The sequence below is a fragment of the Pseudoalteromonas sp. UBA6610 genome, assembly GCF_002433295.1.
GTDB lineage: Bacteria > Pseudomonadota > Gammaproteobacteria > Enterobacterales > Alteromonadaceae > Pseudoalteromonas > Pseudoalteromonas atlantica.
In genome coordinates, this window is sequence record NZ_DJHW01000015.1 from 1 (window position 1) to 17,780 (window position 17,780).

Genomic DNA, 17,780 nt, shown 5'->3' on the forward strand with positions numbered 1-17,780 from the left:
GGAACATAGATAGGTGTTAAATCTTCAGACTTAAGTAATTTAGCAAGCTTAAGGGCATCACGTTTATCGGTTTTAATTTTCTCACCAGGTTTTTTAGGAATAAGAGAGGGTGCAACCACATAACAGCAATGGCCAAGGCTGGTAATTAATCGGTAAATCCAATAACCACAAGGGCCTGCTTCATAAACAAAATGAAGTGTTGCGCCAGAGTATTTCGATTCGAACTGACGAACAAGCTTTTGAACGGCCACTTTGGAAGACGAAACTCGGCCAAGATGAACAGGTTGCGCACCTCTATGTTCTTCAATATAGGCGACTTCATTGAATTCTTTATGTGTATCAAGACCGATAAAAAGTATGCTATGTTTATTCATGTTAGCCTCTGCTGTTTAGTTAATTGACAAACTAATTATGGCTCTGGCTTTGAATTAAGCTAAACCACGAAAAGCGGAGGCTAACACCGTGTGGGAGTCATTATGTCTATATTTTTATTGGAAGCTAGGCGTATGGAAACTTCTCTGGTGGTATCAATTATAGCTCTAATCGTTGGAGCTCTTTCTGCTTTATATGCAAGGTGGTCAGCAAATCAAGCTAAGCGTGCGAACGACATTGGTAGATTGAATGCTTTACTAGCAATGAAAGAGCACTACCTTAAGCTAATAGAACATCAATATAAATTAGCGGAAACACTTCAAACGAGTTCCAATGGAATGCAAGCAGTCCGAGAAAAGGTCGCCGATTTAGATACAAGCTTACGTGAAGTAAATGACCAAATAACGCTATACCACGTTAGAATTGTGAAAGACAAAATATAACAAGCGCCTAAACGCCGACAATGTAAAGTTGTCATGGTTTTGGCAAACAACGCAAAAAGCCATGCCAACACATTGCGTGTTAGGCGGGCGTTATGTGCCAAAAAGGATTTCAATACATATGATTAATCTTCTAAAGATAACCACTGCAATATCCATTTGCTTATCACTTATAGCCTGTGAAAAGCAATCTGGTTCAATTACTGAACCTTCAAATTTTTTCATCACTGAAAGTACCGTTTCAGGAATAGCTCTATCAGAACTTGTAAATTCCCTAGATTCATTGCCTAAGCAGATTAATGGTTGTGATCCTGTGAATATGTCAGGTGACTTTCTTCTTCAATGCTCTAAAAAAGGCTTAAATTATACAAATAAGCAGGTCGAGGATGCGTTATCAAATACTACGACGTTAAACGTGAATGAAGAATTTGGACAATTTATCTACAAATGGAAATCTGAAAATATTTCCTGTCACATAGCTATAGAAGAAGATAATGATATATTTGAACTCTGGTGCGGTCATGTCACATAACAAGAAAATCAATCGGATTAAAAACGCTTGGCTGGGTTCGCTGCGCTCACAAGTATAGCCAAGCATTTTTAGCCGCTTATTTTAAGCGTTCGTAAAGGGTTGTCGTGTTACCGATCGAATATAAAGCACAAAATTATCACGAATGGAATCAGGAAAGATGGGATGAGTACTTTCTTCGTTTAGGTTTGCCTGATGATGAAGCTAAACGGCAATTTTTCCGACAAGTAGTCTATGACCACTTTGAGCACCATAATAATCATTATCCAGATTTCGAAATCGAAGATTATGAATATTCGTTAATTCAACTAAGCGTTTCCGAAGTTAGAGAAAAGGTTCGGTTTTTTCCCGGCCCTGATTTGTCTGAGATGTGGGGCCTTCAATACGATGATTTCGAGAAAAGGAACTATCCATATCCTATCTATCAGGAAATGTCTAAAAATAAGACGCCACCATTTCCTCCAATCATTCTAGATTCTTCTAATTTAAAGGTTAATGGTTGGCGAGTTTATGGAAGGCCTATTCATCTTATAGAAGGCACACATAGAACCTCCTATTTGCTGAGAATGGCGGAGAGAAATGTTATTGGCTGGGAGAGTAAGCATGATTTTGTGCTTCTTACACCAAAAAGCACCTAACAAGCCAGTGCAAAAAGGAGTTAGCATTGAGTCTTAATATCCAATCCAAATTATTAATTAGTGCAGGTGTTATAGCTTCCGCTTCTGCGATCTGGCACCTACTCTGTATTTTTGGCGGTCCTAGTTGGTTTGCATTTGCTCGGGCACCTCAACAAATAATCGACTCTTCGATTCAAGGAACTTTACTTGCTCCAATTGGCACAATAATCGTTGCAAGCTTAATGTTTGCTTGTACTATTTTTGCTTTTTCAGCAGTTGGTTTAATTCGCAAAGTTCCTCTGCTCAAATCAGCTTTAATTACCATTGCAATGATCTGCTTATTGCGGGGATTAATTGCTGTTCCTACATTTGTAACGTCCTCAGGTTTAGATACTTGGCAAATTGTAGCGAGTACTGTTTGGCTTTATGTTGGTATTTGTTTTTCCACTGGTAGTATAGAACAATATAGTCTTGGTAAATTAGGCACATAGAAAACTTCTTAAACTCTTCGCCCCATTTATTAGGTCTCACTATTATTTCCCTCATACACATTTGCAGGATTTATTTGCATTAGCAATGCTGGGTTGTCTATCGGTTTAAACCCGTATTGCGCATACAGGCCATGGGCATCAGAAGTGGCTAATAAAAAGCGCCTGAGCCCTTGCAGCTCAGGGTGCTCTACTATCGTTTTAATAAGTAACTTGCTCAGACCATTACCTCGCAAATCTGGGGTAACAAATACATCAGCCAAATAGGCAAAAGTGGCGTTGTCGGTTACTACGCGGGCAAAACCAACTTGCTCGTTATCAGCGCTGTAAACACCAAAACACATTGAGTTATCAATCGCTTTTTGCATCACGCTTTTAGGTATTCCTTTAGCCCAATAACTATTAGCAATAAAGTTATAAATAACGTTAAACTTAAGCTTGCTTTTATCTGTGCTTATCGTGAAATTGTGGGTATTTACAGTCATAATTTATTGTCTTTTAATCATAAAATTTGAATTAATAATCTTTAACATTTTTTAACTGTTTATCATGTACTTTTGAAAGCAGCAATATCGAGCAAATAGCGCCAAATAAGGCAATTCCCATATCAGATTGAGTATCCCATACGTACCCTTGCGTACCTAAAAATGCTTCTGAGTTTTCACCGCTTAACACTGCAACCCACCACTCTATTAGTTCGTAAAAAGCACTAAACGCTAAACATATCGATACAACAAACACATTTAGCCAGCCTTTACCATTTACTACGTTTTTACGTAGTAATATTTCACGCGCTAATAATGCAGGCACAAACCCTTGAAAAAAGTGCCCTACTTTATCGTAGTTGTTACGCTCACTGCCAAATAAGTTATCAAACCAAGGGACTTCGGCGTAGGTGTAATGCCCGCCAACCATTAGCACAATACAATGCGCTAATATAAAGCCATATAAAATGGGGGTGAGTTTAAAATGCTTATAGCTGCTTGCCATAAGCACTAAACCAATTATTGCGGGGATAACTTCAAGCAGCCAAGTAAACTGATCTTTTGGGTTAATTCCGGACCAAGTTAATACAATAAAAAACAGGCCAAGCCATAAATACTTCATTTAGAATCCTTGTCTAAATTGATTGAATTTACAGCATTTTATATCTCTAAATCGTCCGATGCTACCGATAGTTTGTTTTAGCGGTTAATCGATTAAATACGCGAGGAAAAAACCGTTTAATGGTCGGTGCCCAGCCACTTAGGCCTTTGCCAACAATCACTTCGTCTTTTTGATTATAAATTGCGAGGATCATTTTTTTAGCAGCTAGGCTTACATCCATGCCATTTTCTATTGAGTGCTCTGGCTTGTTTTGTGCTATGCCTTGCTCGTTTAACGAATTATGTGCAATGGCGGTTTTAATAGAGCCGGGGCAAATAGTTAAGCAATGAATATTATGCTCTGCAAGCTCTGCACGCAGGCAATCCATAAAACCCACTACTGCATATTTAGAGCCTGAATAGCCCGTTCTAAATTTAGAGCCTACTTTACCCGCAACGCTACTAATTGAGACTATTGAGCCTCTGCGCCTAGCAACCATAGTAGGCGCTACCGCTTTGGTAAGTGCAATGAGGCCAAAATAGTTAACTTCCATTAATTGGCGGTAAACATTAAATTCGTTTTCTAAAAATAAGCTGCGCTGCGATACCCCACCGTTATTAATTAAAATATCGATAGCAGGTAATGTACTAATTAAATCAGTAACTTGAGCCAATACAGCTTCAGGCGCTGACAAATCAAGAGGCACAATAATGTGGCCATCGCCATGTAAGCTTTGTTTTAGTTCGTTAAGTTTATCAACGCTTCTGGCTGATAAAATAACCTTGGCACCCAGTGCTGCAAATTGTATTGCGAGCTCTTTGCCAATACCTGATGATGCGCCGGTGATCCACACGGTTTTATTGTTGTATTGCATGGGTTATTTGCCTTTATTATTTTATCCGCTGCTAATAGCAATCGTGTTAAGTTTTAAACGTTTATAACGACAGATATATGATTTATAACGTGGTTAACGCTTTATTTAGCACGCTAAAATAACTAAATATTTAAGCCGCTTAGCATTATGCCTTGGTGGGGCCTGCTATGGCGTTAACTTCATGCTCTAGCGATTTATAAAAACCCATTAAAAATAAAAACTCAACGGTTACATACAATGGGCCAATAATTAAGCCAATTAAATCATCTACAAACGCAGGCTTTTTACCCTCATAGTAATGGCCAATAAACTGCAGCACCCAGCCAAATACAAACACGCCCACACCAATACTTAACCAAGGCCAAAAAGCCATAGCAGCGATTGGCTGTGCTGCTAAAAGCAATAAGGTAAACAGTACACCCATTATTAAGCCAAGCGACACGCTCAGCATTAAGTAATACACCACGCTTGCAAAAACAAAAAGCTGCGCGCCATCAATAAGCAGGCTGCCAATGGGGATTTGAATACGCGCTAACAAGCACAGCACCGCAAATACAATAAGCGGAATGCCAAAAAAATGAGTTAAAACATTGCGTTTAGAGCGATGGTACAAACCGTATGTGCCAAGCTGTTGCTGTAGAGTTTTCATGTGTGTGCCTTTTATTGTGTTTTTTTACACTATATCAGGCTTTTAAAATATCACTCTGTCGGGGAGCCGACATTTACTGATTACAAAGTAGCTCCAAAGCAGATTGGTTTAAAATGGTCACTTTGTTATAGCCGACCTCAATGAGTTGCTGCTTTGCTAATTTTTTTAGAATTTGATTGGCGGTTTGCCGTGTAAGGTAAGTCATATCAGCCAGTTGTTGTTGAGACAAAGTAAACGTATGGCCATTACTATGCGCTAAATGCGCGCACAATATAAGTAAGCGTTTTGCAACGCGCTGCTCGGCACTTAATAGTGCGTGATCTTCCATGCTAGTAAACATAACTCGCAATTTTTGGGCAAGAAGTAACCCAAAGTCTTGCCAATAATGCGGGTATTGTTTTAACAGCTGCTCAAGTGCGCGTTGCCCAATAAAACACAGTGTTACATCGGTTTGCGCATAAACATCGTGAGTGCGCATTCCGCGGTCAAATAAAGTGACTTCGCCAAACCACAGCGAGGCGTCAACAAAGCTTAAAACAGCTTCTTTACCATTATTACTTACCCCACTAATACGCACCACACCACTTAATACAGCATAAATACCGTCGTGTTTATCACCTCGTAAAAAAAGAGATTGGTGCGCGCTAAGGCTTAAAGTTTTTGCGTGGCTTAGTAAAAACTGTTTTAAGTGTGCATCACGCTTAGAAAACCACTGCCCTTGTTCAATAATGTTACAATGTGCTTTACTTAATCCATTCATTGCATTGTGTTTATATGTGGTTGAAGCTCTATTGCCAACGACTTCGGCAAGTCTAAATTACTGGCAATAACAAAGTCGTTATACGCCTCATTACCAGAGAAAAACTCCGCAATAAGCGTTTTATTTTTATATACGTTCACTGAAACACCACTGCCCATACCACCAGCATTAATAATGTAGTAATAGTAATTGCCTTTGTTAAAAAACAAAATACTTTCGCCTACTTTCCCTATTTGACGATAGTAGCTACCAAATGGCTGCGCCGCAGTGGCCGTATACTCAAGGCCAACTTTTTGCTCAGTGCCATAACGATAAGTAATAGCTGAGTTATCATTGGCCACACACACAGACAAAATATTATCAGTGGGTTTTAGTGTATAAGTCACTTTTGCGGTTGGGTTGCGTATAACCTTTTGCATTTTTGCATTTATATATGCTGTTTCACCACGTTTACAGTGACTTGGTACAATTCCCTCAATTAGGCCTTCTACAACAAGGTGCTTTTGCTTAATAGCAGTAGCCGGTAAATTAGCGTTTTCGTTTTTAGCCACTAATGGCGTTTTACTGCTACTAAATAAACTCACTTCCTCATCGCAACCATTTAAAAAGAGTACGGGAATACAATAGCAAAAAGAGATCAATTTGAAACTCATACTAATTCCATCTAATACAACTTAACCTTAAAATAGCGGCAAAATTAAGCACTAGCAACCATTTAAAATGGTAAGTTTTATAATTCTTTTTTTTAACCATGTTATGCAAATATTGCTTTACTATTTAGTGACTTATTTAATATTTATTTACACATTAATTGGTTTATTTACGAACAATTCATATACCAATTATTACCCGTATGTCTATTTTCAATATAGGGACAATAAACCCTTTTTTATAATACTTAAACACAATAATTGCGGATAAATGTTGGCTAGCGAAAAGCAATGTGGGCTTTTATTAATACAAATTCGCTTGGTTAGGTAATCTATTTTAGGTAGGAGGCGCGTTAAATTTTAGGCAAAAATTACATTGTTGAGCTTTCTTAAGCAGAACACTTTAACGTAGCAAGGTTTGCTTTGGGCTCTTTAGTATTAGCTAGAAAAGTTAGCGCATGCCTTTTAAAGGCATGCGCGGTAAATAATAAACGCTGCGACTCTTGAGCTAAGGCTAACCTAATCAGATGAAGAATCGTTTTCTTCACGCTTATATATGTAGGTTTGCTGCGTTTTAAAGCCAAAGCCTAATGTGTCGCTGTCATTTACAAGTTTAACTTTACCATCAACAACAGTTAGCCCTGGTCCGTTAATTTCAGGCGGTTTGATAGGGTTTACTGCGCCTTCCCCAGTAAGGCTCGGGCCGATTAAATAAAACTGGCTTACTTGGCTCACAGGTATTGTTTCTTCGTACTCGTAGCCATCACCAGGGGTACCATCATCAGGTGTTGGCACATCACATAACCCATTATTATTAGCATCTATACATGAGTCGCCTTCACCAAAATACAACTGAGCGGTGTCGGGTACATCGTAGCTGGTAGTAAATTTAAGTTGGTCGTACACTTTTGTGCCATAGTGCAAATGAAAAGCATACATTGCACCACCGCCCCCTGTTAAAGAGCACTGATTTTTATCAGACTCTAGTGCAGGTGTAAACGATGTATAATAAGCTACGCCTCCTACCACGGTGGCTGCAGCCAATGATTTTTCACCATTACTTAGCTCATATCGCCACCCTTTAAAGCCTGCTAAATCAGCTTCAAGTTCTACAAACTCATCTACATTATCTAGTGCATTGCCAAATGGGTCGTCATTCATAAGCATTAAATCACTTGGCACTATGGGCTCTGGCGTATTTTGTGAATCGAAGGTTTTAGTTACGGTTTGTTCATCGCGAATCATGTAAAGATGATCTTGCTCATTGGTTGCAAGCGGATTTGAGCGATTACCACTGCCTATCACGATGGCATCGTAAGGCGTATCTAATCGTGTGGTTATTTCTTCACCGCCATAGCTCGTTTTGCTCACTTTACTAAACATAGTACGTGCCACTAGTGGCTTGTAAAAAAAGCGTCGGTCTTGCGTTGCTAATGAACTGCCAAGCTCTGCTAATTTGTAATGAGAAAAACTATTTTTGTCAGAGCCTGGCATATCCACACGCCAAATATTACCCCCCGTATCGGTGGCATATAAACGGTCAATGTAACCATCATAATCTGAGTCAAGCGTTGCTATATCAGCAGCTATACTGTGCTTACCTTGGAAATTATTATCATCAGGCGTTAACGCCCATACTCTTTCGCCAGTTTTAGCCTTAACAATGTAAATTCCCGTGCCTGATTCATCCTCGCTACGAATCGCGTTGTCTTTGTTTGTATCGTATCCGCCACCAAATACCAGTAAAGGCTCATCTCCAAACGCTTTAATATAGGCTATTTGTGGTTTTGACCAGGTTTGAGCTAGGTATTCAAACCCATCCGAGCCGCCTACAATAGGCTTACTCCATAACTGTTTTGGCTTATCTGGTGAGCTAATATCAATTGCGTAATAGTTTTTACCCCCACGGCGCATACCAGCAAATGCCCATACTTCATCACCTTTAGTGGCATCTACTACTCCGTCATTTAAGCCGTCACTGTTTAAACTTTTATTGTTAAAAAACACACTAATAGGCCCATCCATACCATACACTTTAGTATTGGCTTGATTTGTACGAAGCGCAGGTATGTTTTGTAACAGCTCAGCAGGCATAAATGCCCACTCCTCTTCAATGCTGTCACCTTTATCGTTAAACATGTGCAAAAAGCCAGCATTAGTGCCCACTAAAATACGTATGTTGCCATCACCATAATCAATAGATACCGGCTTAGAATGAAGTGGGTCTCCAAAAATATCAGAACGCTGATCAACATATGAGCCATCTGAATCCTCATCGTCAACGTCTATGCCTCTTGCCCAATTAATATCTTTAAGCGAAATCGACACATCTGAACCAGGGATCAAACCACCCATAGTATCTGACACTATATTTAAAGTTTCTTTTACTTTATCGAAGGTAAAATCAACAATTTTACCGCCTGAATCTATATATAGTTTACGACCTTGTCCATCTAAAGTAGAAAGAAAAGAGTTCACTCCACCTTGTGCTACTAAATTACCGTCCGCCGATTTATCTGAAGGTAGCCAAAACGTGCGAGCCTCTTCTTTAATTAAACCGTCAGCACCTATAGCTTGATTGCCATCAGAATCAACGATGGAAGAACCAGACATAGCTAATTTTTTTAAGTTCCCTTTCCAGCGTGCACCGCTTTCTGGGTAAAACATTGTAAAGTAAATAGCTTCACGGCTACGAGTTTGATCAACGTTATTACTGGCAACAGTTGGGGAGGAAAAAGTATCGTTTACTTCTCTTATTTTAGAAATGGTGCTATTTAATTTCTCTGAAAGCTCCGCAGAAGTATTTGCATGTAAATATTCTCCACCACCTACTTGAGCTGTTTGTTCTAGTAGATTCTTACCGTTAAGACTCATTCCACTGCCAAAACCTATGGTAAATACTCGTCCAGTATCGGCAATTTCAGGTGTGCTATCGTACAAATCAATTTCTACGTCACTTGTTCCATGAATTATTTGTGCTAGTGCAGCCAAATAACTCCCACTTGTTGTACCTGGGTATGAACCAAACTTAGATTTATAAAGATGGTATATTTCATTATTACTTTCAGTGTCACTTTGCGGATCGCCATCCGTCATTAAAATAAGGTTAATAGAATTATCACAGCGCTCATCGCTATCTAAATCAGTTTCGAATGGCGAAATATATGTAAGAGTAGTTACTTTTTTATTTTTGTTATGATAATTTTTTACATAAGTAACAGTCTTACTTAAAAAATCTTCATCTCCTGAATATTCTTCATACCCATATAAAACTTGTTGCCCAGTTAAGTATAAATAAGCTTCCCATAATGTTTCAGTAACTGGTGTACTGCCACTAGCAGGTAGGCTCTTTATCTGATTTTTAACCGTAGCTCTTGAAGAGCCAATTTCAGCCATAACATAACCGCCGTAGTTATTTTGAAAGCGCATAAGCCCAAAATCAATAGACTCATTATTATTAACCAAGTCGGTCATTGCATCTTTAGCAGCATCAATTTTTCTTGGCCCATTATTAGGAAGTTTACTTCCCATACTCCCAGATGTATCAAATACAATTAAAACTCGAGGCTTTTCATCGGTTTCTACATTGTGGTTTACGTAAAGCTCTATATCTTCGGCGGTAACAGAAAGGCTAATAGTTGCAACAATAAAAGTCGCAACTACGCTATTGAATTTGAATTTCATTTTAAATCCTTTTACCTACGCAAAAATTGCGTAGCTCCCTAAAAGCGCTGTTACTTATATAATTTTTTTAATTAGAAATAGTAACTAACGCGCAAAAACAACCTGCTCAAATTAATCAAGAGTAGATTAAATAAACATTAATACTAACTGAATCAGAAATATCCTTACAACTTTAAATAAAAAAGGCCTAAACATAAAGCTTTATAATGATAATAAGGTTTATTTTACAAGAGCTTATAAATGGCATAATCCCGTTTTTAGATATAATCGACAGTTCAAAATTGCGATTGGATATTTTTAAAAAAATGATGTGGAATTAACAATATTAATGAGTGAGTTAAAGTATTATTATTCAATGGGTTACAATGAGGCCGTAAGAACGGGTAGGTAAAGGAACGCAACTAATTAACATATAAAGTGAAGATTACTGCCAAATAAACAATTTAAAAGCATAGCCAATATTTTCACTTATAATACAAAAAACCCCAGTTAAGTAGCTACCAAACTGGGGCTTTAATAATTTTCGCTTATAAAGAAAGCTCTTCTTTAGCACGCGTTAAATTATGAGATACCAGTGAGTTTTTAGAGATTTGATACGCTTCGTATAAATCTGAAAGGCCTGCGGTGTCTTTTTTAGCCATCATGCGGGCTACGCCACGGTTACTTAATGCAAACGATGTAAGTTCGCGTACTTTTAAACGTGGGCCACGGCTTTCTTTTAATAAGGCAATTGCTTGTGTACAAATGGCTTCAGCTTCTGTGTAGTTTTTAGATTCTACATTAAGTGCACAGCTATTAAATGGCTGTTCAAACTCTGGTGCGGCTGTTACAGAATCTTCAATAACCAATAATTTGTAGTCACTTTGATCAGCCATTGCAGCAGCTGAGCAAGTTAATAATGAGCCAAGAGCGATGGTTTTTAAAAGTGTACGTTTCATGATTATCTTCCTGTTTGGTTAGTCGTACTTGTTGCCGACAACTTAACTTTAGATAAATCCTCTCCCCCCGACAAACGATAAAAACAAACCTAATAAGTGAGAAAATCTAACCTATAGACTTTAGTCTAACATCTGCTTTAAATAGCGTTTCTTTCACTCTCAAAAAAATACAGCAAAAACAAGTGAGTTAACAACGTTGGCAGCTAATCAGTAAAGGCCCATCCATACATAAAACTGAGTTAGTTAGTAGTTAACTTTTTATGTGGGTTTAAAAAAAACATCTTTTTCCACCCTTGTCTTTGTGTTGTAAAAAGCCACGGCATAGGCATAAGCGATAATATAGAATAATGCACATGAGGTTGCTTTCCTGCAGCATTACCGGTATCACCCAGTAAGCCAATTTGGCTGTTTATGCTAACTACATCCCCTGCACTTACATTGTAGTCATTTAAATGTGCAAAATAATGCACTCGCCATTTTGCACCTAATACCGCAACCACTTTGCCACCTCGGTTTAGTTCACCTGAAAAAATAACAATACCGCTTGTTGCAGCAACCACAGGCGTGTTTTTAGCGCCAAAAATATCAATTCCTTTATGTACACCCGAGCGCCCCCACGGCTCATACCAAAACGTATTGTGGTTCCAATCTTTACTTGTAGCGCCTTGCACAGGAATTACTAGCTTCTCAGGAATGAGTAAACCCATTATTAATAAAATTATAGCTGCGCCCAAAGTCCACTTTAGTAGTTTCAATGCATTACCTTTGCTGTAAGTCGTCATTAAATTATTAATTACAATACCTGAACGCCTAGTGAGTATTGTTAGAACGAAACACTTTTTTTACGTGAACTAAACTCATTAATTTTAATACAGGTTTTATTATTAATTGCGCACTGCCAGCTATAAAAAGCCAGGTACCGCTTTCAACTAATGACTCATTTAAAAAGAAAAAGCTACCAATTAAAAACCACACCGCAATTAAAAAATCGTTAACTGCGCCTAATGCTTCATAACGGCGTTGGATAGTAATATGCTCTTGTCCTAAGTCTAAATTAAGCTGATTTTTGCTGGAGCCCATCAATACAACTCACTCTTTTTACTGTGTAATTAAAAAACTGCTTTCACTAGCATCTAATACCAATTCGCTTAATTAAGTATTATTGCGCATTGGTATAGGCTTATCTGCATAATACAATAGCAAAAAACACACAATAAAAAACGCTGGCTGATATATCAGCCAGCGTTTTTATTGGTGTAGAGTCTTTTTAACTAAAAACTCACTATTGCTTGTATATTTAATTGTTTATTTTTGGTCTTTTTCTAAACGTTTTTTAAGACTTAAAGCCGCATCTGCCGCTAATAACCGCATAAATTCAGAACCATTGCTTTGTTCGCCCTGCCCTGCACCTATTACAATTTCAGGCACTAAACGGCTTTTTCCTAAACTATTGAATAAAGCAGTTTGAATTTTCACCTCAGCTTTTAATGTTTCATCAAACACATATTTAGGATCAAGCGCTGCTGATTTAGCACGTAAGCGTGCCTCAGCTAACACATCCATGCCTAGTGCTTCTAAACGCTGTTGCTTTAATATCTCTTCTTGCTCTTTAGCCAACTCAGCTTTTACAGCTACACGTTGCTGCGCAGAAATAATAGCATTCGCTTTAATACGCTCGGCATCGATTTGCTCTTTAATTTTAAGCTTTTCAGACTCTGCCCGCTGCTTTGCTATTGCTTGTTCGCCTAAGGCAACTTCTGTACGCGCTTGTTGCTCTGCTTTTTTAAGATTTTGACGTGCCAAGGCTTCATCTGCAGCCGCTTGCTTTTGCGCTTCTAAGCGCGCGTTTACTTTACTTTCGTAGTCAATATCAATAATACTTGCATCTACAACAGTAATACCATACGCACCTAAAATCGGCGCATTACGCAGCGGTTTACCCTCTTTATCAGATTTAATATTTACCGTTACACGCTGCTGTTTACTTAAGCTACCTAGTTCATCGCTTTTATCCCGCTCACCGCTACTGATTATTTGCTCAGTAACAAAAATACCATTAGTAAGTTGATCAGAGAAGTCTTGGCTAAGTTGCCCGTTTCCACCAGAATAATGCTGCTCAACCGACATCATACGCGCCGACGCTTTAACGTTTTCTGTAGTAGCACGCATAAGTAAATTAGATATAAGCGTATCTTGCGAACCAAACTCTTCGTGTATTTTTAGTAATCCACGTAATTCACCTTTTTCAGTGGCTGGTACATTGCCTGGCAACCTAAAGCGCGATACACCACGTGCACCACCGGTTGTTGTATCCAAAAAGCGTATTGGAATAAGAGGTACAATTGCACTCGCAGTCGCGTTTTCGTCACCCGTAAAGTTAATCGATATAACCTTTTTATAAGCAGATGTAGTGCCAAATGCTTTTAAGTATGGGCCAGCTTGGTTAATAACCGTTAACTTTCCGGTAAACGCCGATTGATGAACTAAACGCTCGTCAGCTTCGTTCCAAGAAATAACTTGTGAAGTAAGCGTTGCTATAACAGCCAACACAACCACTATTGATGTTACTAAAATGACATTTCGGCGGCCAAAACGACCTATAAATGATTGTGACTTTTCTTCTGGAACCGCTTTTTTATCGCTATCCATTTTCATTACTCTCCATGTTTAGTTTTTTCTTAACAAAGTAAATAATTTCTTGCTCGCTTAAATGCGCACAAAAACTACCTGAGCGATGCAATTCTATAAATGTTGCAAGGATCTCTTCTTTGCCTTTTATTTTTTTATGTTTATCTGCTTGGGCTTGGTTTTTATCCGTAAGTTGAGTAATAAGCTCATCTACAATGGTGTCTTTATCAAACAGCACATTGTATTCCTTAGTTTTTCTTACTCGGTTTTTGCGTATATTGCTATAAATAACATAAATAGCTAAACACAAAATAATAACCAATGTACTCAACCCAACAATATAGAAAATCATATAACCTGCTTATATTTAGTTGAATGATTACGTCAATAACAGGTGTTATAAATCAATAACAAATGTTAACTCATTAATTTTACAGAAACCTCGTATAAAAAACAGGTAAAAGTAATAATTCCAAAAATAAAGCTTTCTAAAACGGGCTTTCTCGCTTTTAAATTTACATGTGAGTTTTATAAAAAAATTTTATTACACGCACAAAAAAGCCCCTACCTAATATAAATCGGTAGGGGCTTTTTTGTGACTCTCGCTAAATAAATTGCTTTATAAGGCAAGCTCTTCTTTAGCGCGAGTTAAGTTATGAGACACTAAAGTGTTTTCAGAGATTTGTACTGCTTCGTATAAATCAGCTAATGCTGCTGTATCGTTATGCGCTTTTAAACGTGCAACGCCACGGTTGCTTAAAGCGTACGATGTAAGCTGGCGTACTTTAAATTTAGGGCCTTGTGCATCTTGTAATAGTGCAATGGCTTTAGTACAAATTTCTTCAGCTTGAGCGTAATTTTTAGATTTAACGTTAAGTGCGCAGCTATTGAATGACTCTTCAAGTGGCAATGGCGCAGTAGCGGTTTTGATAACCATTAGTTTGTAGTCACTTGAATCAGCCATTACAGCTGCTGAGCAAGTTAGTAATGAGCCAAGAGCGATGGTTTTTAAAAGTGTACGTTTCATGGTTTGTCTTTCCTAATTAAGTTAGTCGCGCTTGTTGCCGACAACTGAACTTTAGAGTAATAGCTCAGCGCCGACAAACGAGAAAAACAAACTCAATAAGTGAAGAAAATTAACCTATAGACTTTAGTCTAATATACGTACAAATTTAAATGTTTAACAGCGTGTAAACCAGCGCAATTACTGCTTGTTTTGAAAAAGGTTTTAAAACGAGTGCTATGCAGTAGCTACGCAAACAAGCCTATGAGATGTACAAAAATTAGCCTTTATAATTTATTTTGTTTTTATGCTTTTGGCGACTTTTCCTACGCTCAAGCCTTGCACTAAAATTGAAAAAACCACCACCGCATAAGTTAAAGCCAATAATATATTACGCTGCGATCCATCAGGTAGCTGCAACACCAGTGCCACCGAAATACCGCCACGTAACCCTCCCCAGGTTAACACTTTCCATGCACCGCTGGGCAGCTCGAGCTGTTTATTAAAAATAGTTGTTGTTAGGCCAACCACAATAAGACGTGCGCATAGCGCAATTAAAATGGTTAAAACGCCCGCCACCAGCAAATTAGCTGAGTACACAATCATTACCACTTCAAGGCCAATTAGCACAAATAAAATGGCATTTAAAATTTCATCAATTAGCTCCCAAAACAAATCAACATAGTGGCGTGTTTTATCACTCATGGCTAAATTACGGCCATGATTACCCACCATTAATCCCACCATAACCATCGCAAGTGGCCCCGATAAGTGCCAGTGACTCGCCAATGCATAACCGCCTATAACACCCGCTAGCGTAAGTAATACTTCTTCTTGGTAGCTATCTATTGCTTTTAATAAATAATTTAAAGCAGCGCCTAATATTAAACCAAATATTATACCGCCCCCCGCTTCAACAGCGAGTGTATGAGCCACTGAGTATGTAGTTGGCATATCACCACTGGTTAAAATTCCTAATAAAAGCGCAAATACCACCACGCCTATACCATCATTAAATAGCGACTCCCCCGCTATTACGGTTTCAATACTTTTAGGCGCACCAGCAGAGCGTAAAATACCCATCACCGCTATCGGATCGGTTGGCGAAATCAACGCACCAAATAATAAACACCATATAAACGATAAATTAAATCCCAATAAAGGCACTACTACATATAACGCTGTAGCAATAATAACTGTTGAAATTAGCGTACCCACACACGCTAAAATACCTATGGGTAATTTATAACGTCTTAAGTCACTTACATTAACGTGCAGCGCCCCAGCAAAAAGCAGCATTGAGAGCATGCCATCGAGCAATACATGAGTAAAATTGAGTTGATCAAGTAGGCTTACTTCGTAATCAATAAGTTCATCAAACCCTAAAAAGCCCAAAAATATAGCCGCAATAGACACTAAAAGCGAAATAACCATCACCCCAATGGTGGTTGGCAGGCCAATAAACCGATGATTTATATAAGCAAGTAATGCGGTTATAGATAAAAAAATCGCGCTAATTTCAAATATACTCAACGTACTGGTGACATCCATAATCTAGCTCTCTTAAATTTAAAGCCTAATAAGTGGTTTCCACTTTTATGATTTGCACTTTTTAACCGTGCAACGCAAAAAGCCCATGTTAAGAATAAACCTAACATGGGCTTTTTATACACTGGCTTAATTAAAGCATGTTTAGTGCTTTTTTATAGCGCAAGCTCTTCTTTAGCAAGTGTTAAATTATGCGATACCATTGTACTGTTAGACATTTGCGCTGCCTCGTACAAATCAGCAATGGCTGCTGTGTCATTATTTGATTTTAAGCGCGCAACACCTCGGTTACTTAACGCGAATGACGTAAGTTCGCGTACTTTAAATTTAGGGCCGTCTGCATCTTTTAAAAGTGCAATTGCTTTTGTACAAATTGCTTCAGCCTCTGCATAGTTTTTTGACTTAACATTAAGTGCGCAACTATTAAACGACTGCTCAATTGGCTGCGGTGCAGTCGCTTGTTCGATAACCATTAATTTGTAGTCACTTGTATCAGCCATTACAGCAGCTGAGCAAGTTAATAAAGAGCCAAGAGCGATGGTTTTGATAAGTGAGCTTTTCATGATTATGTTCCTGTTGAGTAAGTCGTGCTTGTTGCCGACAATTCAACTTTAGAGAATTAACACAAAACCGACAAACGATTAAAACAAAACCAATAAGTGAAGAAAATTAACTTATAGACTTTAGTCTAATGCCAAATTACTAATTTAGGGCAATTAGTATTTATACAATCAGTAACCGAACCCGCTCTTTACTTAGTCCGTTCAAGTAGCTTAACTTTTCCATAACAGCTTAAACTTAAAGCCTATGTCTGCAGCATCATTTATCCACCAAACCAGCTGTTAAAGCACCAAGTGCTTAGCAAATTTGCGTTTGATTTACTTTGGACCGGTAATAACTATTTGCAAAAAGGTTAGCAAGCCATGGGCTATAACGGCGCGCCCCCTTACTTTTAATTCGTGATTGTGGATTGGAACAAAACTCAAACTTGAGGTATTACTACAAAGTTCCATAACATCATTTATCACCCAAACCTATAAACTCCCTCGCCCATATGCCATAATCTAAATAATTCATTACTTTAGTAACTTGGCGCATATTTAGGCGTTTTTAAGTTAACTACTCAGGGTTTTCAGCATGGCATATCAAGAGCAAAATCAAGCAACAATCTATTGGCACGATTATGAGACCTGGGGGGCGAGCCCTCAAAAAGATAAGCCGAGCCAGTTTGCGGGAATTCGTACCGATCTTGATTTAAATATAATTGGCGAGCCGCTTATTGAATATTGTAAGCCGCAGGCGGATTACTTGCCTCACCCTGAGGCGTGTTTAATTACCGGTATTACGCCACAAGTGGCGATGCAAAAAGGTTTGGTTGAGGCTGAGTTTATAGCCAAAATTCATGCTGAATTTAGTGCGCCAAACACCTGTGTGGCTGGTTATAACAGTATTCGCTTTGATGACGAAGTAAGCCGTTATAGCTTTTACCGTAACTTTTACGACCCGTACGAGCG

21 protein-coding genes are annotated in these 17,780 nt (G+C 38.4%); 5 read left to right on the forward strand and 16 right to left on the reverse strand.

The window, feature by feature from the left end; genetic code table 11:
• A partial coding sequence (locus B4F91_RS01560) for an IS110 family transposase (protein ID WP_288635341.1) occupies positions 1-374 on the reverse strand: 374 nt, incomplete at its 3' end.
• Between the two features lie 102 nt (positions 375-476).
• On the opposite strand from B4F91_RS01560, the gene B4F91_RS01565 reads away from it, so the two are divergent.
• The 4 genes from B4F91_RS01565 (at position 477) to B4F91_RS01580 (ending at position 2,449) form a co-directional block, all read left to right on the forward strand.
• Positions 477-815: a hypothetical protein gene (locus tag B4F91_RS01565; protein ID WP_288635342.1), complete on the forward strand. Its 339-nt coding sequence runs from the start codon at positions 477-479 to the stop codon at positions 813-815.
• A gap of 118 nt (positions 816-933) precedes the next feature.
• Positions 934-1,344 (forward strand): hypothetical protein, encoded by a 411-nt coding sequence (locus B4F91_RS01570; protein WP_286937286.1) that lies wholly within the window; start codon positions 934-936, stop codon positions 1,342-1,344.
• 104 nt (positions 1,345-1,448) lie between these two features.
• Positions 1,449-1,979 (forward strand): hypothetical protein, encoded by a 531-nt coding sequence (locus B4F91_RS01575; RefSeq protein ID WP_286937284.1) that lies wholly within the window; start codon positions 1,449-1,451, stop codon positions 1,977-1,979.
• A gap of 26 nt (positions 1,980-2,005) precedes the next feature.
• Positions 2,006-2,449, forward strand: coding sequence for a hypothetical protein (locus B4F91_RS01580; protein WP_286937282.1), 444 nt, complete (start codon positions 2,006-2,008; stop codon positions 2,447-2,449).
• Positions 2,450-2,478: 29 nt separating this feature from the next.
• On the opposite strand, the gene B4F91_RS01585 is transcribed toward B4F91_RS01580, so the two are convergent.
• The 15 genes from B4F91_RS01585 to B4F91_RS01655 form a co-directional block, all read right to left on the reverse strand.
• Positions 2,479-2,931, reverse strand: a complete 453-nt coding sequence (locus tag B4F91_RS01585) for a GNAT family N-acetyltransferase (protein WP_286937281.1) — start codon at positions 2,929-2,931, stop codon at positions 2,479-2,481.
• A gap of 31 nt (positions 2,932-2,962) precedes the next feature.
• Positions 2,963-3,553 (reverse strand): DUF2238 domain-containing protein, encoded by a 591-nt coding sequence (locus tag B4F91_RS01590; RefSeq protein WP_286745372.1) that lies wholly within the window; start codon positions 3,551-3,553, stop codon positions 2,963-2,965.
• 61 nt (positions 3,554-3,614) lie between these two features.
• The gene (locus B4F91_RS01595; RefSeq protein WP_286937280.1) at positions 3,615-4,406 is read right to left on the reverse strand and encodes an SDR family oxidoreductase; all 792 of its coding nucleotides are present in this window, start codon (positions 4,404-4,406) and stop codon (positions 3,615-3,617) included.
• A 145-nt stretch (positions 4,407-4,551) separates the two neighbouring features.
• A complete protein-coding gene (locus B4F91_RS01600; protein WP_064384970.1) occupies positions 4,552-5,055 on the reverse strand; it encodes a DUF962 domain-containing protein in 504 nt (167 codons plus the stop codon).
• Between the two features lie 73 nt (positions 5,056-5,128).
• Positions 5,129-5,815, reverse strand: coding sequence for a Crp/Fnr family transcriptional regulator (locus B4F91_RS01605; protein WP_024033419.1), 687 nt, complete (start codon positions 5,813-5,815; stop codon positions 5,129-5,131).
• Positions 5,812-6,468, reverse strand: a complete 657-nt coding sequence (locus tag B4F91_RS01610) for a hypothetical protein (RefSeq protein ID WP_248461646.1) — start codon at positions 6,466-6,468, stop codon at positions 5,812-5,814. The genes B4F91_RS01605 and B4F91_RS01610 overlap by 4 nt, the downstream gene beginning before the upstream one ends.
• Positions 6,469-6,984: 516 nt before the next feature.
• Positions 6,985-10,149 (reverse strand): pilus assembly protein, encoded by a 3,165-nt coding sequence (locus B4F91_RS01615; protein WP_248461647.1) that lies wholly within the window; start codon positions 10,147-10,149, stop codon positions 6,985-6,987.
• Positions 10,150-10,676: 527 nt separating this feature from the next.
• Positions 10,677-11,087, reverse strand: a complete 411-nt coding sequence (locus tag B4F91_RS01620) for a hypothetical protein (protein WP_286937277.1) — start codon at positions 11,085-11,087, stop codon at positions 10,677-10,679.
• Positions 11,088-11,326: 239 nt separating this feature from the next.
• Positions 11,327-11,842, reverse strand: a complete 516-nt coding sequence (locus tag B4F91_RS01625; protein ID WP_414704596.1) for a M23 family metallopeptidase — start codon at positions 11,840-11,842, stop codon at positions 11,327-11,329.
• Positions 11,843-11,897: 55 nt separating this feature from the next.
• Positions 11,898-12,167: a YrhK family protein gene (locus B4F91_RS01630; RefSeq protein ID WP_004587206.1), complete on the reverse strand. Its 270-nt coding sequence runs from the start codon at positions 12,165-12,167 to the stop codon at positions 11,898-11,900.
• A gap of 225 nt (positions 12,168-12,392) precedes the next feature.
• Positions 12,393-13,736 carry an SPFH domain-containing protein gene (locus B4F91_RS01635; RefSeq protein WP_004587205.1) on the reverse strand — a complete coding sequence of 448 codons (1,344 nt, stop codon included), beginning with the start codon at positions 13,734-13,736 and terminating at the stop codon, positions 12,393-12,395.
• Positions 13,729-14,067, reverse strand: coding sequence for a hypothetical protein (locus B4F91_RS01640; RefSeq protein ID WP_039972209.1), 339 nt, complete (start codon positions 14,065-14,067; stop codon positions 13,729-13,731). The genes B4F91_RS01635 and B4F91_RS01640 overlap by 8 nt, the downstream gene beginning before the upstream one ends.
• A gap of 267 nt (positions 14,068-14,334) precedes the next feature.
• The gene (locus B4F91_RS01645; protein WP_096739465.1) at positions 14,335-14,742 is read right to left on the reverse strand and encodes a hypothetical protein; all 408 of its coding nucleotides are present in this window, start codon (positions 14,740-14,742) and stop codon (positions 14,335-14,337) included.
• A 270-nt stretch (positions 14,743-15,012) separates the two neighbouring features.
• Positions 15,013-16,269, reverse strand: a complete 1,257-nt coding sequence (locus B4F91_RS01650; RefSeq protein ID WP_273586813.1) for a cation:proton antiporter — start codon at positions 16,267-16,269, stop codon at positions 15,013-15,015.
• 152 nt (positions 16,270-16,421) lie between these two features.
• On the reverse strand, positions 16,422-16,829 hold the full coding sequence (locus tag B4F91_RS01655; protein WP_054983142.1) for a hypothetical protein: 408 nt from the start codon (positions 16,827-16,829) through the stop codon (positions 16,422-16,424).
• 574 nt (positions 16,830-17,403) lie between these two features.
• On the opposite strand from B4F91_RS01655, the gene B4F91_RS01660 reads away from it, so the two are divergent.
• The coding region (locus B4F91_RS01660) for an exonuclease domain-containing protein (RefSeq protein ID WP_288635343.1) at positions 17,404-17,780 on the forward strand (377 nt) is incomplete at its 3' end.

Excerpts from the sequence above, each read along its gene's own strand:
- B4F91_RS01600 (WP_064384970.1), bottom strand. The coding sequence starts at position 5,055 with ATGAAAACTCTACAGCAACAGCTTGGCACATACGGTTTGTACCATCGC.
- B4F91_RS01650 (WP_273586813.1), bottom strand. The coding sequence starts at position 16,269 with ATGGATGTCACCAGTACGTTGAGTATATTTGAAATTAGCGCGATTTTT.
- B4F91_RS01590 (WP_286745372.1), bottom strand. The coding sequence starts at position 3,553 with ATGAAGTATTTATGGCTTGGCCTGTTTTTTATTGTATTAACTTGGTCC.
- B4F91_RS01565 (WP_288635342.1), top strand. The coding sequence starts at position 477 with ATGTCTATATTTTTATTGGAAGCTAGGCGTATGGAAACTTCTCTGGTG.
- B4F91_RS01605 (WP_024033419.1), bottom strand. The coding sequence starts at position 5,815 with ATGAATGGATTAAGTAAAGCACATTGTAACATTATTGAACAAGGGCAG.
- B4F91_RS01630 (WP_004587206.1), bottom strand. The coding sequence starts at position 12,167 with ATGGGCTCCAGCAAAAATCAGCTTAATTTAGACTTAGGACAAGAGCAT.
- B4F91_RS01640 (WP_039972209.1), bottom strand. The coding sequence starts at position 14,067 with ATGATTTTCTATATTGTTGGGTTGAGTACATTGGTTATTATTTTGTGT.
- B4F91_RS01585 (WP_286937281.1), bottom strand. The coding sequence starts at position 2,931 with ATGACTGTAAATACCCACAATTTCACGATAAGCACAGATAAAAGCAAG.
- B4F91_RS01635 (WP_004587205.1), bottom strand. The coding sequence starts at position 13,736 with ATGGATAGCGATAAAAAAGCGGTTCCAGAAGAAAAGTCACAATCATTT.
- B4F91_RS01620 (WP_286937277.1), bottom strand. The coding sequence starts at position 11,087 with ATGAAACGTACACTTTTAAAAACCATCGCTCTTGGCTCATTATTAACT.
- B4F91_RS01595 (WP_286937280.1), bottom strand. The coding sequence starts at position 4,406 with ATGCAATACAACAATAAAACCGTGTGGATCACCGGCGCATCATCAGGT.
- B4F91_RS01645 (WP_096739465.1), bottom strand. The coding sequence starts at position 14,742 with ATGAAACGTACACTTTTAAAAACCATCGCTCTTGGCTCATTACTAACT.
- B4F91_RS01655 (WP_054983142.1), bottom strand. The coding sequence starts at position 16,829 with ATGAAAAGCTCACTTATCAAAACCATCGCTCTTGGCTCTTTATTAACT.
- B4F91_RS01610 (WP_248461646.1), bottom strand. The coding sequence starts at position 6,468 with ATGAGTTTCAAATTGATCTCTTTTTGCTATTGTATTCCCGTACTCTTT.
- B4F91_RS01570 (WP_286937286.1), top strand. The coding sequence starts at position 934 with ATGATTAATCTTCTAAAGATAACCACTGCAATATCCATTTGCTTATCA.
- B4F91_RS01615 (WP_248461647.1), bottom strand. The coding sequence starts at position 10,149 with ATGAAATTCAAATTCAATAGCGTAGTTGCGACTTTTATTGTTGCAACT.